The organism is Naumannella cuiyingiana (genome assembly GCF_013408305.1).
Taxonomy (GTDB): domain Bacteria; phylum Actinomycetota; class Actinomycetes; order Propionibacteriales; family Propionibacteriaceae; genus Naumannella; species Naumannella cuiyingiana.
On record NZ_JACBZS010000001.1, the window covers coordinates 2,331,246 to 2,357,877 of the forward strand.

Below are 26,632 nucleotides of genomic sequence, written 5' to 3' on the forward strand. Positions count from 1 at the left end.
AGAATGGCGGTCGGGAAAGGGGTACAAGAGAACATGACCTTCAACGTCGGTGAGACGGTTGTCTATCCCAATCATGGGGCGGCCGTCATCGAAGATATCGAGACCCGCCAGATCAAGGGAGAGGACAAGCTCTATCTCGTCCTGCGCATCGTAGGACAAACTGACCTGGTTGTCCGGGTCCCCGCCTGCAATCTTGACCTCGTCGGAGTTCGTGACGTCGTCGATGCCGATGGTCTGGAGCGTGTGTTCTCCGTCCTGCGCGCACCCCATGTGGAGGAGCCGACCAACTGGTCGCGCCGCTACAAGGCCAACCTCGAGAAGCTGCACTCGGGCAATGTGATGAAGGTCGCCGAGGTCGTTCGCGACCTGTGGCGCCGCGAGAAGGATCGCGGCCTGTCCGCCGGTGAGAAGCAGATGCTGGCCAAGGCTCGTCGCATCCTCGTCTCCGAGCTGGCCCTGGCCGAGAAGGTCGAGGAGGACCGCGCGGAGACCATGCTCGACGAGGTCCTCGCCTCCTGATCCGGTTGTCCGATCGATCCAGTTCCGGACCGGCCGTCGCCCTCGTGGTGGCGGCCGGTTCTGGCGTCCGGTTCGGGGCCGACCGACCGAAGGCGCTGGTCGAGCTCGCCGGTCGGCCGCTGGTCGCCCATGCCGTCGCCGCGCTCGCGGCGGGCGGGGTGGTGCGGGCGGTGGTCACGGTTCCGGCCGGGCGGGAGGAGTCCTTCGCGGAGGCGCTGCGCGATGCCCCGGTGCCGGTGGACCTGGTCGTCGGCGGCGCCGAGCGGCAGGATTCGGTACGCCTCGGCCTGGCCCGCCTGGCCGATGCCCGCGGGCCGATCCTGGTCCACGACGCTGCGCGGCCGCTGGTGCCGCCCGCGGTGGTGGCGGCCGTGATCGACGCCGTGCGTGCCGGGGCGGATGCCGTGGTGCCCGCCGTGCCGGTCGCCGACAGCATCCGCCGGATCGCCGGGCGGACCAGCGCCGTGGTGGACCGGGCGAGCCTGCGCGCGGTCCAGACCCCTCAGGGATTCGCACCGCAGGCGCTGCGGGCCGGTCACCAACATGTGCTCGATGCCGGCCTGGTGGTCACCGACGATGCCGCGGCCTGCGAGGCTGCCGGCCACCCGGTGAGTCTGGTCGAGGGATCTGCCGACTCGCTCAAGATCACCACGCCGGCGGACCTGATCATGGCCGAGGCGATCCTCGTCGCACGCGGCTGATCGCCGCTCTCAGTCCCGGCGGGTGACCAGGCAGGTCGCGATCGCGGCGATGCCCTCGCCGCGTCCGGTCAACCCGAGCCCGTCGGTCGTGGTCGCGGACACCGAGACCGGTACGCCGCCGAGCGCCGCGCTCATCGCCGCCTCGGCCTCGGACCGTCGGGCGCCGATCCGCGGCCGGTTGCCGATCACCTGGACCGCGACATTGCTGATCGCGAAGCCGGCAGCGGTCGCCCGGCGCGCGGTCTCGGCCAGGAAGGCTCGCCCGGCCGCGCCGGACCAGGCCGGGTCGTCGGTGCCGTAGTTGCTGCCGAGGTCGCCCAGCCCGCACGCCGAGAGCACCGCGTCACAGGCGGCGTGCGCGGCGACATCGCCGTCGGAGTGACCCTCCGGGCCACTGGCCTCACCGGCGAAGTCCAGGCACGCGATGATCATCGGGCGCCCCGGGACCAGGCGGTGCACATCGGTGCCGATGCCGCTGCGGATGATCATCGTGCGCCGAACTCAGTTGGTCAGGCGCTCGTCGCTGACGTTGTAGGTGCTGCACTTGCCGATCTCGGTCGTGGACAGCCCCGTCTGCACCCAGTAGCGGCGGGCCTCGCCGCGCGGGTGGGTGCTGAGGATGTCCGGATCTCCGGTGAGATTGTCCGAACCGAGCTGCTCGGCGAGGTTCAGGAAGTTGTCGAAGTCTTCCTGGGTGTAGGGCGTGGACTGCGCCGCCGAGGCGAGATAGAGACCCGCATAGCAATCGGCCTGGGTCTCGATCCGGCGACTCATCAGCAACTGGTCCTCCTTCGAGGCGTCCTGCATCAAGATGGTGGCCGCGGCGAACTGACCGGTTCGTCCCTGTAGCGCATGGCCGAACTCGTGCGCCATCACCAGATCCATCGCGGTCGGATTGCTCGCCTCCTGCTCGATGCCCGGTTGATTCGGCAGGTCGCTGGCGTAGTAGAGCTGCTGGTTCGCCGCGCAGTACGCCGCGTTCCGTTGCGGCATCTCGCCGCACGGGGTCTGGATCGGGGTGTCGTAGATCGTCACCGGCGGCCGGAAGAGTTGCCAGCCGGCGGACTCCAGGGTCCGGTCCCAGGTGGTCATCTCGCAGCCCATCAGGGCATTGAAGTGGCCCTCCAGCTCGGGGTCGGACGCGGTGCGCGTATCGACGCGGTTGATCTCACACCGGATCGGCGAGGCGACGCGTTCGGCATTGACCGGGTTGGCGTAGAGGAACTCGTCGAGCTGTTCGTAGGTCTCCGGGACCGGGATGTCGTCGGGCTGCTCGACCGGCGGCGGCGTGTAGTCCTCATTGGCGTACGGCACGGTCGACGCCTGCCCGAACAGCGAGTTCGCGATCAGTACGCCGAGGCCGATCATGCCGAGCACCAGGGCCGCGCCGAGGACCACGCCCCAGGGGCCCCGGCGCCGTGGGCGCGGCGCCTGGGGGGCGGGGAAGCCCGGCGGTGCGTACCCGCCGGGCCGCGGGCCGGTCGGCGGGCCCCACGGCGCGCCGCCGTAGGCCGGACTCGCCCCGCGCGCGGCGACGGGCGCAGGTCGCGGATAACCGGGGTACTGGCTCACGCTGTCACCCTAGACCGCGGTGGGTCCCCGCGCGACGGGTACGCCCGGCGCACCCGGGTGACTCTCGCCCGCATCGCCCGGCGGGTGCGCCGCGCCGGGGCGCGATTCGCCGGAGCTCCGGGACGCGCGAGCGTCAGAATGGTGCGGTGCCCGCGACCGCCGGGTGTCGTAGGGTGACCCGAAAGCTCTCGCGGCCGTGCTCGGCGGCCGCCGGCCCGACCCGGAGGATGACGTGATCGCGAAGCGTGCCCGACGTGCCCGGCTGTTGATCCCGCTGGCACTGCTCGCCTGGTTCGTGGCGCTGCTGCCCGCCCAGGCGGCACCGGGAGATGTGGCGACGATGGACGTCCAGGCGCGGTTGGAGCCCAGTGGGCTGCTGAACGTCGAGCAGACCCTGACCTTCGACGGCTCGCCGCCCGCCGAGCTGACCCAGCGGATCGCGACCCGGGAGAGCACCGTCGGCGATGCCGACTACGTGTACACGATCAGCGATGTCACCGCCCGGGCCGGCGACCGCGACCTTGCGCCGCGGGTCAACCCGGTGGGCGATGCGGTCGAGATCGTCGTGCCGACCGAGGGCGTCACGGGTCCGGTGACCATGTCCTACCGGGTCGCCGGCGCGGTGCAGGGCCGCATCGACGGCGAGCAACTGACCTGGCGGATGCTGCAGGGCCTGTCCGTCCCGGTGGGCCAGATCACCGGCGAGGTCCGGGTGCCCGGGCTGTTCCGCTCGCTGGACTGCAAGGCCGGCCCGCCCAATGCGACCGCGAGCTGCCGGTCGTTCTCCGGTGGCACCGGCGCCGATCCGGTGCCGACGTTCACCGACGGCCCGCGCGGCGCGGGCGAGGTGGTCACGGTGCAGGTGCTGTTCCCGCCGGGAGCGGTCGAGGTGAACGAGCAACTGGACTACCGGTGGACGCTCGGCCGGGCGTTCAGCGCCGGGCCGCTGCAGCTCGGCCTGGCCGCCGCGCTGCTCGCCCTCGGCGGGATCGCCGTCTATCTGCTGCACCGGCGCACGGGCGTCGACCGGGCCGGCGGGACCAAGGTCATCGCGGTCGCCGAGTTCGTGCCGGTCGGCAAGGGCGAGGCCGACTTCCGGGTGACCAGCGATGTGCGGCCGGGCGAGGTCGGCTCGCTCGTCGACGAACGGGTGGACCCGATCGATGTGGTCGCGACCGTGGTCGACCTGGCGGTCCGCGGCCACCTGTTGATCACCGAGCTGCCGGCCCGGTCGGCCTATGCCGCCGCCGACTGGTCGTTCACCCGCCGCGACGATGCCGATGACGACTCGTTGCAGCCCTATGAGCGTCGGCTGCTGGACGCCGTCGCTCCGGCCGACGGAACCGAGGTGCTGGTCTCCAACGTCGGGTCGCGGGTCAACGACGCGATCGCCGAGGTGCAGTCGGAGCTCTACGGCGAGATGGTCGCCAATGGCTGGTACGAGCGCCGACCGGACTCGATCCGCAATGTCTGGCACCGCGGCGCCCTGATCTTCCTGGTCGGCGCGGTGGCGCTGACGGCGGTGCTCGCCGCGTTCACGACGTTCGGCCTGGTCGGCCTGGCGGCGATCCTGCTCGGCCTGGGCCTGCTGTTCGTCGCCCAGGAGATGCCGGCCCGCACGCCGAAGGGCACGGCCACCCTGCGCGGCCTCGAGGTGCTGGCGGGGGAGCTGCAGACGCGGCCCACCGACGAGGCGCCGAAGGGCAAGGAGTTGGCGACGATCTCCAAGCTGTTGCCCTATGCCGTGGTTCTCGGCGGCGCCGAGCGCTGGGTCGATGCGATGGTCGCCGCCGACGACGATCCCGACGAGCCGGATCCGACCGATCTGTCGTGGTACCACGCCCCCGACACCTGGTACCTGCGGGACCTGCCGGATTCGTTGCGGAACTTCCTGGTCAGCCTGGCGGGCCAGCTCTTCTCCCGCTGACCCGCCTCGTGCCCCGAGCTCCAGTGCCGGGAGCTCCAGCGTCTAGAGCTCCAGGCCCGGGTAGAGCGGGTGCCGATCCAGCAACTCGGCCGACCGGGCGTGGGTACGCTCGGCGACCCCGTCGGCCAGGTCGTACTTCGCCTTGCCGGGCTTGCCCGTGCTGGCCGTCACCGGCGTCGTGTTGGCCAGCACGTCCATGATCATCTCGGCGGTGACGTCGAACTCGTCCGCGCCGAATCCGCGGGAGGTGAGCGCGGGCGTACCCAACCGGACGCCGGAGGTGTACCAAGCGCCGTTCGGGTCGTTCGGCACCGCGTTGCGGTTGGTGACGATGCCCGCATCGAGCAGCGCCGACTCGGCCTGCCGACCGGTCAGCCCCAGCCCGCTCACGTCGAGCAGCACCAGGTGGTTGTCGGTGCCGCCGGTGACCAGCGTCGCCCCGCGCCTGATCAACGACTCGGCGAAGGACTGCGCGTTGTCGGCGACGGCGTGCGCGTAGTCGCGGAAGGCCTGGCTGCGGGCCTCGGCCAGCGCGACCGCCTTGGCCGCCATCATGTTCGACAGCGGGCCGCCGAGCACCAGCGGGCAGCCGCGATCCACGCTCGGGGCGTACTCCTCGGTGGCCAGCACCAGGCCGCCGCGCGGCCCGCGCAGGGACTTGTGGGTCGTCGTGGTGACGACGTGTGCGTGCGGCACCGGGTCCTCGTCGCCGGTGAACAGCTTGCCCGCGACCAGCCCCGCGAAGTGCGCCATGTCGACCATGAACGTCGCGCCGACCTCGTCGGCGATCTCGCGCATCCTGGCGAAATCGATCCGCCGCGGGTACGCCGAATAGCCCGCGATCAGCACCAGCGGCCGGAACTCCCGGGCCAGCCGGGCGACCTCGTCGTAGTCGACGAGCTGCGTCTGCGGGTTCGTCCCGTAGGAACGCTGGTGGAACATCTTGCCGGAGATGTTGGGCCGGAAACCGTGGGTGAGGTGGCCGCCGGCGTCCAGGCTCATCCCGAGCATCCGCTGGTCGCCGAACTGCTTGCGCAGCGCCTCCCAGGCGCCCTCGTCGAGCTCGTTGACGTTCTTGGCGCCCTGCTCGGCGAGCGCCGGCTGCTCGACGCGGTGGGCGAGGATCGCCCAGAACGCGGTCAGGTTGGCGTCGATGCCGGAGTGCGGCTGCGCATAGGCGTACTCCGCCCCGAACAGCTCCCGCGCATGCTCGGCGGCGGTCGCCTCGACGGTGTCGACGTTCTGGCAGCCGGCGTAGAAGCGGTGACCGATGGTGCCCTCGGCGTACTTGTCGGACAGCCAGTTGCCCATCGTCAGCAGCGTCGGCAGCGACGCGTAGTTCTCGCTGGCGATCAGCTTCAGCGAGCCGCGCTGGTCGGTCAGCTCCGCGCGGATGGCGTCGGCGATCCGCGGCTCGACGGCGCCGATCACCGACAGCATGGCGCGGTAGGCCTCGCCGGCCTTGGCGACGTCGACCTCGGGCAGCGCGTCCGCGGTGGAATTGGGGGCCTCGGCGATGTTCGTCACGCCCGCAAATCTAGCTCACGCGCTGACGCTCGCCCGGAGTCTCGCGCGGCCACAGCCACGGGTACGCCGCGACCGCCGCCAGCGCCCCGAGGGTCAGCCCCAACAGCCCCGAGCCGAGCGGGTACGCCACCCGCGCGGTCTCCTGGAAGCCCTCGGAGGTCAGCGTCATCACGATGATCCCGGTGCCGACGGCCAGCACCCGGCGCGAGCCCGCCACGCCGAGCAGGGTGATGCCGGACAGGTAGTACCAGCCGCGCATCGCCGGGCCGGCCAGCGTGAACGCGAGCATCGCGCTCTGCATGAGCATGATCGGCGAGCGGCGATAGCGCCGGATCAGCAACGCCAAAGCGATCAGCAACACCACCCGGACCGGCCAGACCAGCCGCTGGCGCAGGTCGTCCGGTACCTCGATCTCGACCGCCGCGCCGACCTGCTGGATCAGCGCGGCGAGTTGGTCGGCCGGGGTGAAGGTGACCACCGACCCGGGCACCGACAGCGTGCCCAGCCAGCCGTTGCCCAGGCCACACAGCGCGCTGACGGCGAGGAAGGCGAGCGCGGCGATGGCGATCGCGCCGGCGACCAGGCCGGCGCCGGCCAGCCAGCGCCGGCGGCGGTCGGGGAGGTCCAGGCGCTGCAGCATGATCAGCGCCACCGCGACGGCGAACAGGAGGCCGGGCTGCTTGAGCGCGCCGGCCACCCCGGCCAGGGCCGCGGCCGCGACGAACGAGCCGGCGGTTCCCCGGTACGCGACCAGCAGGGCCAGCGCCGCGACCGCCACCATCGGGCCGTCGTTGTGGGCGCCGCCGACCAGGTGGACCATCGTCAACGGGTTGAGCACGGCCCACCACACCGCCCGGGCCGGGGAGGTGCCGACGCGGCGGGCGAGGGCGGCACAGATCGGGGCGAGCGCGACCGTGGCGGCGAGCGCGGGCACCCGCATCCCGACGACGCTGGCGTAGCCGTCCGCGCCGGCGATGGTCACCACGAGCTGCTGGATGCGCAGGGTGAGTGGCGGGTAGACGGCGGTCGTGCCGACCCAGTGCTGCACCATCGCGGCGGTCGGGCCGCCCTGCCCGAGGCCCGTCGTGTACGGATTCGCCCCGGTGAGCAGTTGCCAGCCCTGCTCGACGTAGAGGTAGACGTCGCGGCTGAGCACGGGCGGGCCGAAGATCATCGGCAAGGCCCAGATCGTCAGGATCAGCATCGTCTCGCGGATCGCCGGCCGGACCCGGCCGAGCCAGAGCCAGGCGGCGGTCAGCGCCAGGATGCCGCAGAACGCGAATCCGAAGTTGAGGCCGGACCCGGTCAGCCGGGCGAGGGCCCGACCGAGCGGGTAGCGAAGCCACAGATCGGCATCGGCGAGATAGCCGTACATCGACACCGACAGCGCGGCGGTGGCTGCCGCGCCCAGCGCCGTCGCGGCGATCAGTTCGACTCGGCGGCGGCCGACCGGGGCGGCCGCCGGCTCGTTCACCGGTGGCGGCCGATCTCGTAGAGGGCGATGCCGGCCGCGACGCCGGCGTTCAGGCTCTCCACATCGGTGGTGATCGGGATCGAGGCGAGCGTGTCGCAGTGCTCGCGGACCAGCCGGGCGAGGCCGTCGCCCTCGCTGCCGACCACCAGCACCACCGGCCCGTCCAGCCCGGGCACCTCGGCGATGTCGGTCGCGCCGTCCTCGCCGGCCAGGCCGACGACGGTGAACCCGGCCTTGGCGAAGGCGGCGAGGGTGCGGTTCAGGTTGGTGGCCCGGGCGATCGGCAGCCGGGCGGCGGCGCCGGCCGAGGTCTTCCAGGCCGCGGCCGTGAGCTGGGCGGACCGGCGCTCGGGGATGATCACGCCGCTCGCGCCGAAGGCGGCCGCCGAGCGGACGATGGCGCCGAGGTTGCGCGGGTCGGTGATCGAGTCCAGCGCGACGACCAGGCCGGGGGACTCGGCGGTGATCGCGGCATCGAGCAGGTCGTCGGGGTGGGCGTAGCGGTACTCCGGCAGCTTCAGCGCCACCCCCTGGTGCACGCCGCCCCCGGTCATCTTGTCCAGCTCGGCGCGGGTCACCTGCAGCAGCGAGATCCCATGATCGGCGGTGAACCGGAAGATGTCGGCCAGCCGGTCGTCGCGCTCGACCCCCTCGGCGACGTATCCGGCCTGGACGGGTACGCCGGCCTCCAGCGCCTCCAGCACCGGGTTCCGACCGAAGATCCACTCGGCGCCCGTGGCCTTCGGGTTACGCCGGGCCGGCGCGGCCTTCTTCGCGGCGAGCTTCGCCTTGTGCGCCTTGTGATAGACGCGATCCTCGGCCTTCGGGGTCGGGCCCTTGCCGGCCAGGCCGCGGCGGACCCGCCCGCCCGAACCGGCCGTATTTCCCTTGCCCTTCTTCCGCACCGCGCCGCGGCGCGCCGAATTGCCGGCCATGATCACCCCTCCTTCGCCAGCGACCAGGCGGTCCCGTCGCGGGTATCGGTGAGCTCGACGCCGAGCCCGGTGAGCCGGTCGCGGATCGCGTCGGCGGTGGCGAAGTCCTTGTCCGCCTTGGCCCTGGCGCGCTCGGTGATCAACTGGTTGATCAACTCGTCCACGATCGTGCCGAGCCGATCGTCGGCCGGCGCGATGCTGCCGGCCCAGGCCGGATCCGCCGGGTCGAGCCCGAAGACCTCCAGCATGGCGCGGACCTCGCCGGCGCGGGCGCTCGCCGCGGCGTCGTCGCCGGCATTCAGGGCCGCATTGCCCTGGCGTACCGTCTCATAGAGCACGGCGAACGCCTTCGGCGTACCAAGATCATCGTCCATCGCCGCGACGAACGCCTCCGGCAGCTCTGCCGCGGGCGCAACCTCCCCGGCCCGGTCCAGGAAGGAGTCGATGCGCTCCAGCGCGGCCGTTGCCTCGGCGAGCGAGTCGTCGGAGAACTCGACCGCGGAGCGGTAGTGCGGCTGCGCCAGGTACATCCGGACCGCGCGCGGAGGGTAGCGCTTGACCACCTCGCTGACCAGCGCGCCGTTGCCGAGGGACTTGCTCATCTTCTCCCCGGCCGCGGTGAGCCAGCCGTTGTGCATCCAGTAGCGCGCGAACTCGCGCCCGGCGGCGCGGGACTGCGCGAGCTCGTTCTCGTGGTGGGGGAAGCGCAGGTCCAGGCCGCCGCCGTGGATGTCGAACGCATCACCGAGGTATTTCCCGGCCATCGCCGAGCACTCCAGGTGCCAGCCCGGCCGGCCCCGGCCCCACGGCGACGGCCACGACGCGGTCTGCGGCTCGGTCTCCTTGTGCCCCTTCCACAGGGCGAAATCGCGCGGGTCGCGCTTGCCGCGCGGGTCGGCATCGGCGGCGGGCTCCATCTCGTCCAGCCGCTGCCGCGAGAGCTCGCCGTAGGCGGGCCAGGACCGGACGTCGAAGTAGACATCGCCCGAGCCGTCGGGTGCGACATAGGCGTGGCCGCGCTCCAGCAGCGTGCCGACCAGTTCGATCATCTCGGGAATGTGCCCGGTGGCGCGGGGCTCATAGGTGGGCGGGATGCAGCCGAGCGCCGCGTACGCGTCGTGCAGCTCGCGCTCGAAGCGGTACGCATGGGCCCACCACGGCACGCCGACCTGCGCGGACCTGGCGAGGATTTTGTCGTCGATGTCGGTGACGTTCGCGATCACGGTGACGTCATTGCCCTGGCGGGTGAGCCAGCGCCGCAGCACGTCGAAGACGACCTCCTTGCGGATGTGGCCGAGGTGCGGCGCCGACTGCACGGTCAGCCCGCAATGGTAGATCGACACCTTGCCCGGTTCGAGCGGCACGAAGTCACGGACCTCGCGGGTCGCGGTGTCGTAGAGGCGAAACGTCACCGGCCCAGCCTATCGACGCGGCCGCGGCCCGGGGCGCGGATTACTGTGGCGGGCGTGCTGCAGGGTTGGTGTCACCGATGAGCGGGCGGGTGGTCCGGGTCGGCCGGGCCGCCGTCAAGGGGACGCGGCACGAGTCGCTGCCGGCGGCCGGGATCGGCTCGGCCGGCGTCCTCGGTGACCGCGCCCTGGCGTTCTGTGACCCCGAGCGCGGGCGCGTGCTGCGGACCGTGGAGAATCCCGGCCTGGTCGCGGTCCGCGCGCGCTGGGACGATCCGGTGCTGGAGCTCGACCTCCCCGGAGGTCGCCGCGTGCGCGACGAGCTCGTCGAGACGGGGGAGCTGGTCGCCGACTACTGGGGTCGGGCGGCGCGGCTGCAGACCGTCGGGTCCGCTCACGCCGCGGCGGTAGGGGCGTTGCTGGACCGGCCGGTGGTGCTGGCGCGGGCCGAGCCGGGCGCCATCGTCTATTCCGGCGCCGTCACCCTCGTCACCACCTCGGCGCTCGCCGAGCTGTCGGGGCGGATCGGCGGACCGGTCGCCGACGAGCGATTCCGCGCGAACCTGACCGTCGACGATGCCGCCGGCCCGGAGCTGGAGGCGCTACCGGCAGGTGCCCGGCTCGCGGTCGGCTCGGCGGAGTTGATCATCCGCGGGCCGGTGCCGCGCTGTGCGGTGATCGACATCGGCGAGCGCGGCCGGCCCGAGGGGGCCCTGATGCGGGCGCTGGCGGGCTACCGGCGCCGCGGGCCGGAGGTGTACTTCGGCCTGGACTGCGCGGTGGCCCGGCCCGGGCGGGTGGCCGTCGGCGACGCGGTGCGCGTGCGGGAGCCGCTTGTTGGCAAGGCTTCTCGGTTCCATTTCGGATAGGAACCGGGGCGCGGGCGGGGGCGTTGCTGACGTTGGAGAGGAGTCCCCCGATGTCGAAGCCCAGAGCCCCCCTGCCCCGCAATGCGCGCCGCCGAGCCGTGGCCGAGCTGGAACGCCGGAAGCGTCAGGCCGCCATTCAACGCAACATCATCATCTCGCTGTCCCTGCTCGTCACCACCGCGGTCGTGATCGGGATCGTGGTGGTGGTCGGCGGCGCGATCCGTGACCGCCAGGCCGCGGAGGCCGGACCGGCCGAGCTGGTCCGGCCGAACAGCGTCTACCTGAACCGGCCGCCCGAGGCCAAGGTGACCGTGGTGGAGTTCCTGGACTTCGAGTGCGAGGCGTGCGGTGCGCTGTACCCGACGATGGAGCAGGCCAGGCAGACCTACGGCGACCGGGTCAACTTCGTCGCGCGCTACTTCCCGGTGCCGAGCCACTTCAACGCCATGCGCGCCGCACGGGCGGTTGAGGCCGCCGGCCAGCAGGGCAAGTGGGAGCAGATGTATCAGAAGATGTACCAGACCCAGACCGAGTGGGCCGAGCAGCAGGTCCCGGCCGACGACACCTTCCGCGGGTTCGCGCGCGACCTCGGGCTGGACATGGCCGCATGGGAGGCGGCCTACAACGACCCGGCAACCGAGCAGCGGATCGCCGCCGACGCCGCCGACGGGGAGGCGCTCGGGGTGCAGGGCACGCCGACGATCTTCATCGACGGCCGCCAGGTCGAGCTGCAGAGCTTCGCCGAGCTGCCGGCCGCGATCGACCGCGCGCTGGCCGCGGCGTGAGCGAGAGGTCCGAGCAGGGTCTCGGCGGGCGTACCGGCGGCGTCATGCTGGCCGTGCTCGGCGCGATCGCCTGGCTGGCCGCGCTGGTGCTGATGATCGAGAAGGTGCAGAGCCTGGCCGACCCGGCGTACCGCCCGAGCTGCAGCATCAACCCGGTGCTGTCCTGCGGGTCGGTCATGAACTCGGCGCAGGGCTCCGCGTTCGGCTTCCCCAACCCGTTGATCGGGATCGCGGCCTTTGCGGTGGTGATCACGCTCGGCGTGCTGCTGGCCGCCGGGCTGGAGCTGCCGCAATGGATCTGGTGGGGACTGCAGGCCGGAGTGATCTTCGGCATCGGTTTCGTGGCCTGGCTGATGGCGCAGAGTCTGTACGTGATCGGCGCGCTGTGCCCGTACTGCATGGTGGTCTGGGCGGCGATGATCCCGATCTTCGTCCTCGTCACCGTCGACAACCTGATCAAGGAGCGGATCCCGTCGCCGGCCGGGCTGCGGCGGGTGCTCGCGGCAGCGGGCGCGGTTCCGGTCGTGGTGTTGTACGCAACGGTGGCCGTGTTGATCCTGCTGCGCTTCTGGGACTTCTGGACGGCGTGAACCGGGCCCGCGCTCGGGGGACGGCCGCTCAGGGGATGGTGACGACCTGCCCCGCGTAGGCGACGCCGCCGCCGAAGGCGAAGAGCAGCGCCTTCGATCCCGGCTTCAGCGGGTCGGCGGAGTCCTGCAGCTTGGACAGCGCGAGCGGGATCGAGGCGGCGGAGGTGTTGCCGGACTCGACGACGTCGGTGGCCACCCTGGCCTGTGGGGCGCCGATCTTGCGGGCCAGTGGCTCGATGATCCGCAGATTCGCCTGGTGCAGCACGATCGCGTCCAGCTGGGTCGGCTCGAGGCCGGCCTTGGCGATGATCTGCTGCGCGATCTCGGGCAGCGCGCGGGTGGTCCAGCGGTAGACCGCGTTACCGTTCTGGGCGAACTTGAAGCCCTCGGCCGCCTCGATGCGTACCGCATCCGACAGCGGCGGTGCCGAGCCCCAGACGACCGGCGACATCTCGTCCGTCTCGGAGGCGGTGAGCAGGAAGGCGCCCGCCCCGTCGGCCGTCAGCACCATCGTCGAGCGGTCGGTGAAGTCGGTGAAGTCGGTCAGCTTCTCCGCCCCGATCACCAGCGCGTTCTCCGCCGAGCCGGTGGCGATGGCCTGCTGGGCCAGCGCCACGGCGTGCGGGAAACCCGAGCAGGCGACGTTGACGTCGATGGTCGCCGGGGCGTGCTCCATGCCGAGCCGGTTGGCCACCCGTGCCGCGGTATTGGGCGAGCGGTCGGTCGCGGTGCACGTCGCCACCACGATCATGTCGATCCGCGTCACGTCGAAGGGGTGCTTGTCGAGCAGGTCCTGCGCGGCCGCGAACGCCATGTCGGCAACCGTCTCCTCGGGCGCCGCCCAGCGACGCTCGCGGATCCCGACGCGCTGTGTGATCCATTCGTCCGTCGTCTCGACCATCGTCTCCAGCTCGGCGTTCGTGACGACCCGAGCGGGCTGGTAGTGCCCGATGGCGGCAATGCGTGTACCCGGCATCCAGCCATTCTCCCACGTTCTGGCGGTACGCGCCCCGGGCCTGTCGGTACCGCCGCTAGCGCTTGATCGCCGCCACCACGAGCTGGGCCAACTGCCCGTAGGCCTCCGAATCGGTCAGCCCGGTGGCCTCCTGGATGCTGCCGGTGCCGATCCGCGTCATGGTCGCCGAGACCACCTCGGAGACGAAGCCCGCGTCGGTGTCGTTGCGGAAGCTGCCCTTCGTGGTGCCCTCCAGGATCAGCTCGCGCACCCGCATCGTCGCCCAGCTCGTGTTGGCGCGGTAGACCTCGCGGGTCGGCGGGAAGGCGGCGACATCGGCGAGGAACTCCCGCGACGCCGGTTTCAGCGCCTCCGCGACCGCCGTCAGGTACGCGATCAGCCGCCGTTCGGGCGCACGGGAGCGGGCCACCCGTGACTCCACGTGTTCGGTGGCCTGCTTGAAGAACAGCCGGACAATGCTGGTGGCGAGCTGCTCCTTGGAGTCCGCGAGGGCGTACAGCGTGCGCTTGGAGCAGCCGAGCCGGGTGGTCAGGTCGTCCATCGTGAAGTGCGCGAAGCCTTCGGACAGCAGCAGCGTCAACAGTTGATCGCGGAGCTGGGCCTGCCGACCCGTGAGCCGCACCCGGGGGAACTGGATTCGCGCCATGGGGGCACATCCTAGGTCGCCACGGCCGATCCCGCGGCGGGCGACGCCCGCTGGACTCGTCCTGGGAGCGGTACTCCAGTAGCATTTTCAGTACCGGTCCGATCGCGCCAGGAGGGACACGATGCGAGCGATGGTGCAGCGGCTGCTGCCGGGCGAGGAGGCCCGCGAGATTGTCGGCATGGTGGGCGAATTCGCCCGCGCGGAGCTGGAGCCGGCCGCGGCCGGTGCCGAGGAGCGCGCGGAGTTTCCCCGCAAGGCCTTCCGGCAGCTCGGCGAGCTCGGGATGCTCGGGATGCCTTATCCCGTCGAGCTCGGTGGTGCCGGGCAGCCCTACGAGACCTACCTGCAGGCACTGGAGGAGGTCGCCGCCGCCTGGTTCAGCGTCGGCGTCGGGGTCTCGGTGCACATCATGTCGGCCTGGCCGCTGGCCCACCGGGGCAGCGCCGGGCAGCGCACCGGGCTGCTGCCGGGCGTGATCGGCGGCGAGACGCTCGGCGGGTACGCCCTGAGCGAGCCGCAGGCGGGCTCCGACATCTCCCGGATCGCCACCCGGGCCGAGCGGATCGACGGCGGCTGGCGGCTGAACGGCACCAAGGCCTGGATCACCCACGGCGGGTACGCCGATCACTACACGCTGTTCGCCCGCACCGGCGACGAGGGCAGTCGCGGACTGTCCTGTTTCCTGGTCCAGGGGGATGCGCCCGGCCTGAGCGCGGCGCCGCCGGAGAAGAAGATGGGGATGACCGCCTCGCCGACGGCGATGATCAGCCTCGACGACGTCATCGTCGGCGAGGAGATGATCATCGGCGAGCCGGGCGACGGCGCGAAGATCGCGCTCGGGGCACTGGATTCGGGTCGGCTCGGGATCGCTGCCTGTGCGACCGGTCTGGCGCAGGCCGCGCTCGATCATGCGAGCGCCCATGCGTTGGAGCGTGATCAGTTCGGCCGACCTATCGCCGACTTCCAGGGCCTGCGCTTCCTGCTCGCGGAGATGGCGGCGGGAGTCGACGCGGCGCGGGCGGCGTACCTGCATGCGGCCCGCAAACGCGACGCGGGAATGGACTTCACTCGCGATGCCGCAGTCGCGAAGCTGACCTGTACCGACACGGCGATGCGGGTCACCACCGATGCCGTGCAGGTGCTCGGCGGCTACGGCTACACCCGTGATTTTCCGGTGGAGCGGTTCATGCGCGAGGCGAAGGTTGCGCAGATCTTCGAGGGCACGAATCAGATCCAGCGGCTGGTGATCGCCCGCCAGTTGCTCGGACCCGAGGGCCGCCGCTGAGCCCGCGGCTCAGCCCTTGGCCCGCGCCCGCAGGGCGTCGATGTCGAGATAGTCGTGCGCGGGGGTGGCGGCCGGTTCCTCGGTGCCGTCCTCCCAGGGGTCATAGGGCCGGTCGTCGTCGTTCTCGTCGACATAGCCCTGCGACGGGTCGAACGGGTTGACCAGCCGGCGGCCGTGCTGCTCGATCGGCAGCACCGAATCCGGTGACATCGCCTCGTCCGGCAGCTCGCGCAACACGGTGTCGGTGTAGTCCTTCGCCGCATCCAGGATGGGCACCTCGTGGCCCGCCTGTTCCGACATGTACCAGCGGTGATCAAGCACCTCGTGGAAGATCTGGGCGGGCTCGCGCTTGCTGCGCAGGTCGTCGGGCACGGCATCCAGCACCGGCTCGAACACCCGCGTCAGCCACTGGTGAGCGATCACGGCCTCGTCGGCGCTCTGCTGGTCGGTGCGGACCCGGTAGGTGTCGAGGTCGTTCAGCAGCCGGCGGGCCTGGTTCTCCTCCGTGTCCAGGCCCGTCAGCCGGATCAGCCGCCGCGAGTGGTGCCCCGCGTCCACCACCTTCGGCTGGATCCGCACCGTCGAGCCGTCGAGGTCGGTGGTGATGTCCAGCTCGGCCACGTCGAAGCCGAGCGCATTGAGCCGGCGTACCCGCGAATCGATGCGGTGCATCTCCGAGCCGTCGAACTCCTCGATGCCGGTCAGCTCGTTCCACAGCTCGCGGTAGCGGTGCTCGATCGTCTCGACCAGGAACTCCGGCTTCAGCGCCTCGTCCAGCATCCCGCCCGCCTCCAGGTCGCTGAACTCTCCGAACAGATTGATCTTGGCGATCATCAGGTCGTGTTCGCGCTGGCCGTCGGTGAGTTGATCATGCAGCTCGCCGGTCTCGGCATCGACGAGGTACGCCGCGAATTCTCCCGCGTCGCGGCGGAACAAGATGTTGGACAGCGACACATCGCCCCACAACACCCCGGCCAGGTGCAGCTTGGCCAGCAGCACCACCATCGCATCGAGCAGCCGGCCGACGGTCTCCGAGCGCACGCCGGGGGTGAACAGCGCGCGGTAGGGCAGCGAGAACTGCAGATGCCGGGTGAGCAGGATCGGGTCCAGCGGCTCGCCGTTGGCGTCGACCCGGCCGGTCACCACGCCGACCGGTTCGACCGACGGCGTACCCAGCCGGTTCAGGTCGTGCAGCAGGCGGTACTCGTGCACGGCGAGGTGCTCGATGACCTCCTTGGCGGCATAGGTCTCGTCGCCGACGCGGATGAACCGCACGACGTGCCGGGAGATGCCGCGGGGCAGCGCGACGAGCTTGTCCACCGGCCAGTCGGCGAGCGGCACCTCCCACGGGAGCTGGATCAGTCGGGCATCCGGCTTGGTCGACACGAACCGGGGCATCTGGTCATTCTGGCACGTGGTGTCGCCCGGATCGCCGAGTCGCGGCGACGATTCACCAATCCGGATCCCCGTCCGCTCCGAACCACGGGTGTGAATCGAGCGATCGCTGGCCGGACTCTGGCCGCGGCGACCGGTGTCGTGGCGGCAGCATTCGCCGTGGCCGCCGGCCAGTTGACGGCCGCGCTGGTACGCCCGGGCGCCGGGCCGCTGACCGTGGTCGGGGCCACCCTGATCGACGCCGCCCCGACGCCGGCCAAGGAGTTCGCGGTCCGCACGCTCGGCACCGCCGACAAGCCGGTCCTGATCGCCGCCGTGTTCGTGGTGCTGCTCGGGGCCGCGTTCGCGATCGGGCTGGCCGGCCCGCGGCACCCGCGCGGCGCCGCGGCCGCCGTCGCGGCGCTCGGCGCGATCCCGCTGGTCCTGGCGCTGGCGCGGCCGGGTGCCACGGGCTGGGACGCGGTGCCGTCGCTGGTCACGCTCGTCGTGGGCGTGGCCGGATTCTCGCTGCTGCTGCGCCGGCTCCGGCGGAGTGCGGGCGATGACCGCGCGGTTGCGGCGCTCGGCCGGGAGCGGCGAACAATGCTGGTGGCGCTGGGTGTGGGCGGGGTGTTGGCGGCCGGGGGGCTGGCCGGGTCGGGGGCGATCGGGTCGCGGGCCCGCGGGTCCGGGCCCGGCCGGGGGCCACTGCCGACACCCACGGAGCCCGCCCCGGCGCCACCTCCCGGCGCGCAACTGCCGGGCATGACGCCGTTTCGCACCTCGATCGAGGACTTCTACCGCGTCGACATCGCGTTGGTCACGCCGAGCCGCGACCCCGGGGACTGGCAGTTGACGATCGACGGCATGGTGGACCGGCCGCTCACCCTGAGTTATGACGACCTGCTGCGGTTGCCGATGATCGAGCGCGACATCACCCTGACCTGCGTGTCCAACGAGGTGGGCGGGCCCTATGTCGGCACGGCGCGCTGGCTGGGCGTACCGTTCACCGAGATCATCGAGCGGGTCGGCGTACAGCCCGGCGTGGACCAGGTATTCAGCCACTCCTTCGACAACGGCTACACCTGCTCCACGCCGTACGCCGCGGTCAGCGACGGCCGCGACGCGATGATCGTCGTCGGGATGAACGGCGAGGTGCTGCCCGACAAGAACGGCTTCCCCGCCCGGATGCTGGTGCCGGGCCTGTTCGGCTACGTGTCGGCCACCAAGTGGCTGGAACGGATCGAGTTCACCCGCTACGACCGCGCCACCGCGTACTGGACGGAACGCGGTTGGGCCACCGAGGCGCCGATCCTGACCCAGAGCCGGATCGATGTTCCGCGCTCGCTCGGCAAGCTCGACCCCACTGCGCCCGTGCTGGCCGGGGTGGCCTGGGCCCAGCACCGGGGGATCGCGCGGGTGGAGGTGCAGATCGACGACGGGCCGTGGCGCCCGGCCCGGCTCGCCGACGACGCCGGGATCGACCTGTGGCGCCAGTGGTACCTGCCCTTCGACGGAGCGCCCGGGCGTCACCGGGCGCGGGTCCGCGCCACCGACGGGACCGGCCGGACCCAACCCGAGGAGCGCACCGGGGTGTTCCCCGACGGCGCCCGCGGCTGGCACGAGATCCAGTTCGTGATGCCGGAATGATCATCGGCGAAAGATCATCGCGAATCGACCAATCCGGATCCCGACCCGCTCCGAACCATGATCAGGAAACCTGGAAAGGGAAACTCATCATGATCAAGTCTTCGATTGCCCTGCGTCGCGGTCTGCTCGGACTCGGCGCCGCCGCCGTCCTCGTCGCCGGCGCGGCCTGCGGCAACATGAACGCCGCCGGTCCGACACAGACCGGCGCCCCCAGCGCCAGCTCGCAGCCGGAGGCGACCACCGGGTCGTCGCCGTCGTCGGCGCAGACCGGAGCGGCGGCCGCCGAGCCGTTCGGCCCGGCGTGCTCGGCCATCCCGAAGAGCGGCGCGGGATCCTTCGACGGCATGTCGACCGCACCGGTCGCCACCGCCGCCAGCAACAACCCGGAGCTGTCCACCCTGGTCAGCGCCGTCAAGGAGGCGAAGCTCGTCGACACCTTGAACAATGCCGAGGACATCACGGTGTTCGCGCCGGCCAACTCGGCCTTCGAGAAGCTCGACAAGAAGACGCTGGACAAGGCGATGGGCGATCCGAGCGGGCTGCTCACCAATGTGTTGACCATGCACGTGGTGCAGGGCCGGCTCACGCCCGACGAGCTGGCCGGCGAGCACGAGACGCTCAACCCGGAGCAGAAGGTGAAGGTCGAGGGGAGCGGCGAGAGCTTCACGGTGAACGGCGCGAAGGTCGTCTGCGGCAACGTGCAGACCGCGAACGCGACCGTCTACATCATCGACGGCGTACTGCTGCCGCAGTGATCACGTCGTGCGAGGCTTGAGGCCATGACGGACGGATCGGCCGGCCGGGAGACCATCTCGGCCGGCCGGCACCTGCGATCGGTGCCGGACGAAGGGGCGGATCTGCCCGAGCTGCTGGACCGCGCCGCGCGCGGCCAGCAGGAGGCGTTCGCGACGCTGTACGACCGGACCAGTCCGCGAATCTTCGGGCTCGTGCAGCGGATCGTCCGCTCGCCGGAGCAGGCCGCCGAGGTGACCCAGGAGGTCTATCTCGAAGCATGGCGGCTCTCGGCCCGCTACGACCCCGCGCGGGGCAGCGTGGCGGCCTGGCTGACCACGATCGCCCATCGACGGGCGGTCGATCGGGTACGCGCGGCGCAGGCGGCCACCGTCCGCGACGACGCCGACGCCCGGGCCGCCACCGCGGCCCGGGACACGCGCCCCGACCAGGTCTGGGACCACGTCGACGCGCGGCTCGACGCCGAGCGGGTACGCCGGGCCATGGGGTCGCTGACCGAACTGCAGCGCGAGGCGCTGGTGTTGACCTACTTCGGCGGTTACACCCAGCGGGAGGTCGCCACGATGCTGAAGCTGCCGCTCGGGACGGCGAAGACCCGGATTCGCGATGCCCTGATCGGCATGCGCGACGCGTTGGAGGTGCAGGGGTGATGGACAGCAGGCAGACGAGTGACGCCGAGCCCGCGATCTGCGGGCTGGTCGGGGCGTACGCCGTGGACGCGCTCGAGCCGGCCGACCAGGCCAGGTTCGAGCGGCACCTCGATGAGTGCGAGGACTGCCGACGCGAGCTCGGCGAGTTCCGCGAGCTACTGGCCGACAGCACCGCGGCGGTCGCCGAGCCGCCGCCGGCCCAGGTCCGGGAGCGGGTGCTGGAGGGCATCGAGCAGATCCGGCCGCTGCCCCCCGTGGGGCCTCCGCCGACCGCGCCGACGCCCGTCGTCTCCGGCGACGGGGCGCGGGCCGATCGGTTCCGTCGGCGGCGCTGGCTGCGCCCGCTCGCTGCCGCGGCGGCCATCCTCGTCGCGTTCGGTGCGGGAGTTGCGGGCGGCCTTGCGCTGGAGCGGCAGACCGCGGTCGTTGCCGCGCGGCAGGACGAGGCGCTGACCGCGCCGGACAGCCGCATCCTCGCGGTGCAACTGCCCGGCGGGGGCCGGGGCGCCTTCGTCGTCTCGCGCCAGCAGGGCCAGGCGCTGTTCGTCGGCTCGGATCTGCCGGACCCGGGCGCCGGGCGTACCTATCAGTTGTGGACGATCGATCGCGCGGGCCGCCCGATCCCGGACGCCCTGGTCGCGGGCGGGAACTCGCGGGTGGTGATGAACGCCCCCGTCGATGCGGGGACGACCGCGCTCGCGGTCACCGTCGAACCGGCCGGCGGCTCCCGGGCTCCGACCACCGAACCGGTGGTGGCCGCGCTCTGAACGCCGTCCGGAATCACCGTCGCCGGTCGGGCGCCGCCGGTCTCGGCGGCGCCCGATGGCGCAGTTCTCAGGCGGAGAGGCGATCCCCGCTCTGCTGGGAGAACACGTGCACCTGCGCCGGGTCGACCCCGAGGCGGATGGTGCTGCCGCGCTCCGGCGGGCGCCGCGAGGAGATCCGGGCCACCACCTGCGGGGCGGTGAGCTGCTTCTCGGCCGAGAGCCCGGCCGGCGTGCCGTACAGGTAGGCGTCCGCGCCCAACTCCTCCACGACGGCGACGTCGAGAGCGATGCCCTGATCGGCGACGGCGAAGTTCTCGGGGCGGATGCCGAGGACGAGGTTCTCCTCGCCGCCGGCCCGGTCCAGCACCTCGCGGGACACGGGGACGACGTAGTCGCCGACTTCGACGCCGCCCTCGGTGACCCGGCCCTCGAGCAGGTTCATCGCGGGGGAGCCGATGAAGCCCGCCACGAACAGGTTCTTCGGCTTGTCGTAGAGCGCGAGCGGGCTGTCCACCTGCTGCAGCAGGCCGTCCTTGAGCACCGCGACCCGGTCGCCCATCGTCATGGCCTCGACCTGGTCGTGGGTGACGTAGACGGTGGTGACGCCGAGCCGGGACTGCAGCGCGGCGATCTGGGTACGCGTGGAGACGCGCAGCTTGGCGTCCAGGTTGGACAGCGGCTCGTCCATCAAGAAGACCTGCGGCTGGCGGACGATCGCGCGGCCCATGGCGACGCGCTGGCGCTGACCGCCGGACAGGGCCTTGGGCTTGCGGGCCAGGAAGTCCTCCAGGCCGAGCAGCTTGGCGGCCTCGAGCACGCGCTTGTCGCGCTCGGCCTTGGGCACGTTCTGCATCTTCAGGGCGAAGCCCATGTTGTCCGCGACGGTCATGTGCGGATACAGCGCGTAGTTCTGGAACACCATCGCGATGTCCCGGTCCTTCGGCGGGAGGTCGGTGACGTCGCGGTCGCCGATCGAGATGGTGCCCGCGTTCACCTCCTCCAGGCCGGCGAGCATCCGCAGCGCGGTCGACTTGCCGGAACCCGACGGGCCCACGAGCACCATGAACTCGCCGTCGCCGATGTCCAGGCTGAACTTGTCGACGGCGGGGGTGTCCGAACCCGGGTAGACGCGCGTGGCGTCATCGAAACTGACTGTGGCCATTGCCGAAACATTCCTTCCACGGGCAGGTACGTGCCCGACGATCCTTGGTGGCAGGGGGGGTGTGCCGGACGTCCTCGTTGACGTGCACAGCTACCGATGTCCGGCATTCTGCCCGGCCGACTCAGGGTACGCCTGCCGGCCCGTCAGGTTGTGACCAACCTGTGATCCAGGCCACGTTCAGCACTCGACGATGTTCACGGCGAGCCCGCCGCGCGCCGTCTCCTTGTACTTCACCTTCATGTCCGCACCCGTCTGCATCATCGTCTTGATCACCTTGTCCAGGCTGACGGTGTGCGCCCCGTCGCCGTGCAGGGCCAGCCGCGCGGCCGTGATCGCCTTGACCGAGGCCACGGCATTGCGTTCGATGCACGGGATCTGGACCAGGCCGCCGACCGGATCGCAGGTCAGCCCGAGATGGTGCTCCATGCCGATTTCCGCGGCGTTCTCCACCTGCTCGGGGCTGCCGCCGAGGATCTCGGCCAGGGCGCCCGCCGCCATCGAACACGCCGTGCCGACCTCGCCCTGGCAGCCCACCTCGGCGCCGGAGATCGAGGCGGTCTGCTGGTAGATCGAGCCCAGCGCCCCGGCGACCAGCAGGAATCTGATGATCGACTCGTCATCGGTCCCGGGCACGAACCGGTCCACATAGTGCAGCACCGCCGGGATGATGCCCGCGGCGCCATTGGTGGGGGCGGTCACCACCCGGCCGCCGGAGGCGTTCTCCTCGTTCACCGCCAGCGCCCACAGGGTCACCCAGTCCATGGCCGCCAGCGGGTCGGCGCCCTCGCCGCCGTCGGCCAGCCGCCGGTGCAGTTCCGCGGCGCGGCGGCGTACCCGAAGGCCACCGGGGAGCACACCCGGCGTACCGCAGCCCTTGTCGACACAGCCGCGCATCACCGCCCAGATCCGCAACAGCCCGGCGCGCACCTGCTCCTGCGGCCGGCGGGCGCATTCGTTGGCGAGGGCGAGCTCGCTGATCGACAGGCCGTGCTCGGTGCACAGCGCGAGCAGTTCGGTGCCGGTCTGGAACGGGTAGGGGATCGGCGTCGGGTCGGGCGCGAGCGTGGGCTGTCCGGAGCCGTCGTCGTCGAGGACGAAGCCGCCGCCGATCGAGTAGTAGGTGCGCTCGGCGACCACCTCCTCGCCCGCGCGGGCGGTGAACGTCATCCCGTTCGGGTGGAACGGCAGCGAGCGACGCCGGTGCAGGATCAGGTCCTGATCGGCGTCGAAGGCGATCGGGTGGGTGCCGGCGAGCGTCAACTTGCCGGTCTCGCGGATCTCGGCGGTACGCCCGGGCGCCGCGTCGGTGTCAACGGTCTCGGGCTGTTCGCCGGTCAGGCCGAGCAGCACGGCGGGCTCGGAGCCGTGTCCGTGGCCGGTGGCGCCGAGGCTGCCGAACAGCTCGGCGCGGACCCGGGTGACCCGGTCGAGGTGACCGTCCGCGGCCAGGGATTCGGCGAACCGGGCGGCCGCCCGCATCGGCCCGACGGTGTGCGAGCTCGACGGTCCGATGCCGATCTTGAACAGGTCGAACACGCTGACGCTCATTGCTCCAGTGTGCCCGAGTCGAGAACCGCGTTCCCCCTGATCTCCTCGGTGGTCTTGCGGTCGATCCCGGCGTACAGGCGATGGTAGACGGACCCGGTCAGCCGCGCGAAGATGTCGGGGAGCCAGGCGTCCATGCCGATCAGGATCCGGGCTCGGCCCTGGCGGACGCCGCGCAGGATGATCCGGGCGGCGTCCTCGGCGGTGGTCGGCGCGAGCTGCTCGTCGAACAGGGCGGCGGCTCTGGCCTGGTCGATGCCCGCGGCGACGGTGGCATTGCGCGCGATGGCGGTCTGGATGCCGCCGGGAAAGACGCAGGAGACCTTGACATGTGGGTGGTTGGCGAGCATCTCGATCCGCAGCGACTCGGTGAAGCCGCGGACGGCGAACTTTGCCGCGCTGTAGGCGCTCTGGCCGCCGGCGGCGATCAGTCCGAACGACGACGAGGTGTTCACGATGTGCGCGTCGCGGGCGGCGATCAGGTGCGGCAGGAAGGCCTTGGTTCCGCTCACCACGCCCCAGAAGTCCACGTCCATCAGCCGGTCGTAGACGGCGAGGTCGGTCTGCTCGACCGGCCCGTGGTGGGCGATGCCGGCATTGTTGAACACCAGGTTGACCGCGCCGTGCTCCGCGACGACTTCGGCTGCGAAGGCCCGTACCTCGTCGCGCTCGGCCACGTTCACGACCGCATGGTGCGTCTGCGCGCCGATCGCCAGGGCCAGCCGTGCGGTCTCGGCCAGGCCGGCCGGGTCGCGGTCGCACAACGAGAGTGCGGCCCCGCGGCGGGCGAGCTCGAGCGCCAGCGCGCGGCCCATCCCCGACCCGGCGCCGGTCACCACGGCGACGCGTCCGGCGTACTCCTGCCGGGCGGGTTTGCCAGACCCCGTCGCCGCGCTGCCCGGCGTCTCGGGTGGCCGGGACGGGTGGGGCCAGCCCTGCGCGGCGATGATCTTGTCCGCGGCTGCGACGAAGGCCTCGGAGTCGACGTAGCCATGGTGGCGCGGGGAGTCGGTGAAGCGCAGACCACCGGTCAGGTCCGGGCGTTCGGTTGCAATCCGATGCCGGAAGCGTGCCGCCGCGGCCGGGGCCCGATCCTCGTCGAGCAAGTGGCTCGCGATCATGGCCGCGGCGGTGTCGAAGAGGAAGAACCCCGCCGAATTGCTCTCTCCGAGTCCTAGCAGGAACAGGCCTCGGAACCGGCGGGAGAAGGTACCCAGATACAGCTCGTCGTCGCCGATCCCGCCGAAATATGCCTCGGCGTAGGGCACGCGGGGCTCGTAGCCGGTCGCTGCGATGATCGTGTCGAACTGCGCCCGGCTGGCGTCGACGAACTCGACGCTGGTGCCGTCGATCCGGGCCAGGTCGGGCTTGGCGATCACATTGCCGTGGGCGAGTGCATCGATGATCTGGGTACCGATGATCGGGTGGGAGTCGAGCAGATGGTGGTCGGGCTTCTGCAGCCCGAAGCGCCGCACGTCGCCGACGCTGAGACGCAGCGCGAGCTCGGCGAAGGCACGCCGGACCCTGCGCGGCAGCCGAGCGAAGGCGCCGTCGGCGATGTCGGTGGGTACGCCGGCGATGTGCTTGGGCACCACCCAGTAGCCGCGGCGCGCACTCAGTACACAGCCGGGGCTCACCCGACCGATGTCGGCGGCGATGTCACAACCGGAATTGCCCGCCCCGATCACCAGGGTTCGCCGACCAGCGAACTCGGTCGGGTTGCGGAAGCGCTGGGCCGGCATCACCTCGCCCGCGAAGTCGTCGAGGATGCCGGGCAGCCGCGGATGCCACTGGGCGCCGCTGGCACAGACCAGTGCACGGAACCGGTATGTCGTGGTGGTCCCGGGGTTCCCGACCGGTGCGGTGGTGACCAGCCAGTGGCCGTCGGCGTCCTGCTCGACCCGGTGCACCGCGACGCCGAAGGAGATGTCGGCGGTCAGGGCGTAGCGCCGTGCAAAGGAGTCGAGGTAGGCGAGGACCTGCCGGTGGCCCGGGTAGTCGGGATAGGTGCTCGGCATCGGGTGACGCAGGAAGGCCGAGGTGTCCCGGCTGGAGATGAAGTGGGCCGAGTCGTACATCGGTCCGTCGGCGCGTTCGATGTCCCAGATGCCACCGATGCGATGGTGGCGCTCGAACTGGGCGTAGGGAATGCCGCGCTCGGCCAGGGCGCGGGCCATCGCCAGCCCGGCCGGGCCGGCGCCGACGATGCCGACGGTGTCGCGACGGTCGACCACGCCCGGATCGCCCCCCGATACGGGCTCGCCCCGGACCTTCGCGGCCGTCGCGGTCACTCGTTCGCTCTCGACCGGTGGTGTGGTCATTGCTCGCCCTCCGTCGGCCCATGTCGTCGCCGACCCTTGTTCGGCCTGGTCACCCAAGGTCTGACTGATCTCTCACGCTACGCAGTGGTGGTCGCGTTCGTGAGGACAGCTGCGGCCGTCCAGCGGACCACAGCGGCCACAGGTCTGAGCGACGGTTACCCATTCGGGTCTAGGTTTGGCTCAGTGAGTGCCCGCATCGTCGATCCCGACATCGTCCGGCTGACCGACCAGGTGGGCGCGGCGCACGGGTTCGACCTGGGCCCGGCGCTCGCCGGCGCGGGCCTGTCGCATCCGCTGCTGGCGCTGCCGGACCTGCGACTGACCGCGGCGCAGGCGTGCGCCTTCCTGGCCGGCGCACGCGACATCTCCGGCCGCGCGGATCTCGGGCTGATCGTCGGTGCCGGCCAGACCGTCACCAGTTGGGGCGTTCTCGGGCTGGCGATGCTGTCGGCGAGTTCGCTGGAGCTGGCCGTGCGAACCGGGATGACATACCGCGCGCTGGCCGGCGCGCTGACGGACATCGAGACGCGGGTCGGCGCCAGCGGGCTGTCGCTCGTCGTTCGGCCCTACCCGGAATTGGCGCCGGTCGAGCGGTTCGTGGTCGAGGAGTTGTTCGCCAGCGTGGTCGGGCTGCTGCGGGTGGCGCTCGGTCCGGCAATCGCGGTGCGGGCCGAGTTTGCCTTTGCCGCGCCGCAGGATCCGGCGCTGGCCCGCGAACTGTTCGGCGACGGGGTCCGGCACGACCGTGAGGTGTCCTCGCTCATCCTGTCGCGCCGGCTGCTCGATCGCCCGCTGCCGACCACCGACCCGCTGTGCCACCGGCGGATGACGGAGTTGCTCGATGCCCAACTCGCGGCGCGGCGTGGCGTGCACGGTCTGGTCGGTCAGGTCGAGGACCACGTCCGAGGGCGGCTGGCCATGGTTCCGACGATGGCGAGAACCGCGGCCGTGCTGCACCTCAGCGAGCGGACCCTGCGGCGGCGGCTCGCCGAGGCAGGCACCACCTTCCAGGGGATCGTCGATGCCGTGCGGCGCGAACGCGCGTACGTGATGTTGATCAACTCCGACGCCTCGCTGCCGGCGATCGCGCGGGCCTGCGGTCTCGGCGACGAGCGGAGCCTGCGCCGGGCGGTGCAGCGCTGGTTCGGGCGGTCGGCGTCTGCGCTGCGCACGCCGGATGCGGTCTAATGGGCAC

Annotated in this window: 24 protein-coding genes; 12 read left to right on the forward strand and 12 right to left on the reverse strand. The window is 71.5% G+C overall.

Features of this window, described 5'->3' with window-relative positions:
* Positions 1 to 33: 33 nt before the first annotated feature.
* Together GGQ54_RS10795 and ispD are read left to right on the forward strand one after the other, a co-directional pair.
* Positions 34 to 519, forward strand: a complete 486-nt coding sequence (locus GGQ54_RS10795) for a CarD family transcriptional regulator (protein WP_179445392.1) — start codon at positions 34 to 36, stop codon at positions 517 to 519.
* 5 nt (positions 520 to 524) lie between these two features.
* The gene (gene ispD, locus GGQ54_RS10800; protein WP_179445393.1) at positions 525 to 1,220 is read left to right on the forward strand and encodes a 2-C-methyl-D-erythritol 4-phosphate cytidylyltransferase; all 696 of its coding nucleotides are present in this window, start codon (positions 525 to 527) and stop codon (positions 1,218 to 1,220) included.
* Positions 1,221 to 1,229: 9 nt separating this feature from the next.
* On the opposite strand, the gene ispF is transcribed toward ispD, so the two are convergent.
* Complete coding sequence (ispF, locus tag GGQ54_RS10805) at positions 1,230 to 1,709, reverse strand: 2-C-methyl-D-erythritol 2,4-cyclodiphosphate synthase (protein WP_179445394.1); 480 nt, start codon at positions 1,707 to 1,709, stop codon at positions 1,230 to 1,232.
* Positions 1,710 to 1,721: 12 nt separating this feature from the next.
* Positions 1,722 to 2,792 carry a neutral zinc metallopeptidase gene (locus tag GGQ54_RS17065; RefSeq protein WP_179445395.1) on the reverse strand — a complete coding sequence of 357 codons (1,071 nt, stop codon included), beginning with the start codon at positions 2,790 to 2,792 and terminating at the stop codon, positions 1,722 to 1,724.
* A gap of 232 nt (positions 2,793 to 3,024) precedes the next feature.
* Here GGQ54_RS17065 and GGQ54_RS10815 point away from each other — a divergent pair, with 232 nt between their 5' ends.
* Positions 3,025 to 4,719 (forward strand): DUF2207 family protein, encoded by a 1,695-nt coding sequence (locus GGQ54_RS10815; protein ID WP_179445396.1) that lies wholly within the window; start codon positions 3,025 to 3,027, stop codon positions 4,717 to 4,719.
* Between the two features lie 42 nt (positions 4,720 to 4,761).
* On the opposite strand, the gene GGQ54_RS10820 is transcribed toward GGQ54_RS10815, so the two are convergent.
* The 4 genes from GGQ54_RS10820 to cysS are packed head-to-tail and all read right to left on the reverse strand — an operon-like array spanning position 4,762 to position 10,067.
* Complete coding sequence (locus GGQ54_RS10820; protein ID WP_281370114.1) at positions 4,762 to 6,204, reverse strand: glycine hydroxymethyltransferase; 1,443 nt, start codon at positions 6,202 to 6,204, stop codon at positions 4,762 to 4,764.
* A gap of 52 nt (positions 6,205 to 6,256) precedes the next feature.
* Positions 6,257 to 7,720, reverse strand: a complete 1,464-nt coding sequence (gene mptB, locus GGQ54_RS10825) for a polyprenol phosphomannose-dependent alpha 1,6 mannosyltransferase MptB (protein WP_179445397.1) — start codon at positions 7,718 to 7,720, stop codon at positions 6,257 to 6,259.
* Entirely contained in the window at positions 7,717 to 8,655 is a 939-nt protein-coding gene (gene rlmB, locus GGQ54_RS10830) for a 23S rRNA (guanosine(2251)-2'-O)-methyltransferase RlmB (RefSeq protein WP_179445398.1), read from the reverse strand. The genes mptB and rlmB overlap by 4 nt, the downstream gene beginning before the upstream one ends.
* A 2-nt stretch (positions 8,656 to 8,657) precedes the next feature.
* Positions 8,658 to 10,067 (reverse strand): cysteine--tRNA ligase, encoded by a 1,410-nt coding sequence (gene cysS / locus GGQ54_RS10835; RefSeq protein ID WP_179445399.1) that lies wholly within the window; start codon positions 10,065 to 10,067, stop codon positions 8,658 to 8,660.
* Positions 10,068 to 10,144: 77 nt separating this feature from the next.
* Between cysS and GGQ54_RS10840 the strand changes: the two genes are divergently transcribed.
* Genes GGQ54_RS10840 through GGQ54_RS10850 form a run of 3 tightly spaced genes read left to right on the forward strand, consistent with a single transcriptional unit; the run spans position 10,145 to position 12,308 of the window.
* Positions 10,145 to 10,933, forward strand: coding sequence for an MOSC domain-containing protein (locus GGQ54_RS10840; RefSeq protein WP_179445400.1), 789 nt, complete (start codon positions 10,145 to 10,147; stop codon positions 10,931 to 10,933).
* A 50-nt stretch (positions 10,934 to 10,983) separates the two neighbouring features.
* The gene (locus GGQ54_RS10845) at positions 10,984 to 11,718 is read left to right on the forward strand and encodes a DsbA family protein (RefSeq protein ID WP_179445401.1); all 735 of its coding nucleotides are present in this window, start codon (positions 10,984 to 10,986) and stop codon (positions 11,716 to 11,718) included.
* Positions 11,715 to 12,308 (forward strand): vitamin K epoxide reductase family protein, encoded by a 594-nt coding sequence (locus GGQ54_RS10850; protein WP_343045934.1) that lies wholly within the window; start codon positions 11,715 to 11,717, stop codon positions 12,306 to 12,308. Before GGQ54_RS10845 ends, GGQ54_RS10850 begins: the two co-directional genes overlap by 4 nt.
* 28 nt (positions 12,309 to 12,336) lie before the next feature.
* Here the strand turns inward: GGQ54_RS10850 and GGQ54_RS10855 are convergent, their stop codons facing one another.
* Both GGQ54_RS10855 and GGQ54_RS10860 read right to left on the reverse strand, forming a co-directional pair.
* Positions 12,337 to 13,284, reverse strand: a complete 948-nt coding sequence (locus tag GGQ54_RS10855; RefSeq protein WP_179445402.1) for a beta-ketoacyl-ACP synthase III — start codon at positions 13,282 to 13,284, stop codon at positions 12,337 to 12,339.
* A 55-nt stretch (positions 13,285 to 13,339) separates the two neighbouring features.
* A complete protein-coding gene (locus tag GGQ54_RS10860; protein WP_179445403.1) occupies positions 13,340 to 13,930 on the reverse strand; it encodes a TetR/AcrR family transcriptional regulator in 591 nt (196 codons plus the stop codon).
* Positions 13,931 to 14,051: 121 nt separating this feature from the next.
* Here GGQ54_RS10860 and GGQ54_RS10865 point away from each other — a divergent pair, with 121 nt between their 5' ends.
* Positions 14,052 to 15,215 (forward strand): acyl-CoA dehydrogenase family protein, encoded by a 1,164-nt coding sequence (locus GGQ54_RS10865; protein WP_179445404.1) that lies wholly within the window; start codon positions 14,052 to 14,054, stop codon positions 15,213 to 15,215.
* 9 nt (positions 15,216 to 15,224) lie between these two features.
* Here GGQ54_RS10865 and GGQ54_RS10870 read toward each other — a convergent pair whose 3' ends face one another.
* Positions 15,225 to 16,613 (reverse strand): DUF4032 domain-containing protein, encoded by a 1,389-nt coding sequence (locus GGQ54_RS10870; protein WP_179445405.1) that lies wholly within the window; start codon positions 16,611 to 16,613, stop codon positions 15,225 to 15,227.
* 138 nt (positions 16,614 to 16,751) lie between these two features.
* On the opposite strand from GGQ54_RS10870, the gene GGQ54_RS10875 reads away from it, so the two are divergent.
* The 4 genes from GGQ54_RS10875 to GGQ54_RS10890 all read left to right on the forward strand — a co-directional run bounded on the left by GGQ54_RS10875 (position 16,752) and on the right by GGQ54_RS10890 (position 20,409).
* Positions 16,752 to 18,239: a molybdopterin-dependent oxidoreductase gene (locus tag GGQ54_RS10875; RefSeq protein WP_343045935.1), complete on the forward strand. Its 1,488-nt coding sequence runs from the start codon at positions 16,752 to 16,754 to the stop codon at positions 18,237 to 18,239.
* An 89-nt stretch (positions 18,240 to 18,328) separates the two neighbouring features.
* On the forward strand, positions 18,329 to 18,994 hold the full coding sequence (locus tag GGQ54_RS10880) for a fasciclin domain-containing protein (protein WP_179445407.1): 666 nt from the start codon (positions 18,329 to 18,331) through the stop codon (positions 18,992 to 18,994).
* Positions 18,995 to 19,018: 24 nt separating this feature from the next.
* The gene (gene sigK / locus GGQ54_RS10885; protein ID WP_179445408.1) at positions 19,019 to 19,642 is read left to right on the forward strand and encodes an ECF RNA polymerase sigma factor SigK; all 624 of its coding nucleotides are present in this window, start codon (positions 19,019 to 19,021) and stop codon (positions 19,640 to 19,642) included.
* Positions 19,642 to 20,409, forward strand: a complete 768-nt coding sequence (locus tag GGQ54_RS10890) for an anti-sigma factor (RefSeq protein ID WP_179445409.1) — start codon at positions 19,642 to 19,644, stop codon at positions 20,407 to 20,409. The genes sigK and GGQ54_RS10890 overlap by 1 nt, the downstream gene beginning before the upstream one ends.
* A 67-nt stretch (positions 20,410 to 20,476) precedes the next feature.
* Here GGQ54_RS10890 and GGQ54_RS10895 read toward each other — a convergent pair whose 3' ends face one another.
* The 3 genes from GGQ54_RS10895 to GGQ54_RS10905 all read right to left on the reverse strand — a co-directional run bounded on the left by GGQ54_RS10895 (position 20,477) and on the right by GGQ54_RS10905 (position 25,437).
* Positions 20,477 to 21,571, reverse strand: coding sequence for an ABC transporter ATP-binding protein (locus tag GGQ54_RS10895; protein ID WP_179445410.1), 1,095 nt, complete (start codon positions 21,569 to 21,571; stop codon positions 20,477 to 20,479).
* A gap of 177 nt (positions 21,572 to 21,748) precedes the next feature.
* Complete coding sequence (locus GGQ54_RS10900; protein WP_179445411.1) at positions 21,749 to 23,119, reverse strand: L-serine ammonia-lyase; 1,371 nt, start codon at positions 23,117 to 23,119, stop codon at positions 21,749 to 21,751.
* Positions 23,116 to 25,437 carry an SDR family NAD(P)-dependent oxidoreductase gene (locus tag GGQ54_RS10905; protein ID WP_179445412.1) on the reverse strand — a complete coding sequence of 774 codons (2,322 nt, stop codon included), beginning with the start codon at positions 25,435 to 25,437 and terminating at the stop codon, positions 23,116 to 23,118. Before GGQ54_RS10905 ends, GGQ54_RS10900 begins: the two co-directional genes overlap by 4 nt.
* 183 nt (positions 25,438 to 25,620) lie before the next feature.
* Between GGQ54_RS10905 and GGQ54_RS10910 the strand changes: the two genes are divergently transcribed.
* Positions 25,621 to 26,625, forward strand: coding sequence for an AraC family transcriptional regulator ligand-binding domain-containing protein (locus tag GGQ54_RS10910; RefSeq protein ID WP_179445413.1), 1,005 nt, complete (start codon positions 25,621 to 25,623; stop codon positions 26,623 to 26,625).
* Positions 26,626 to 26,632: the final 7 nt, after the last annotated feature.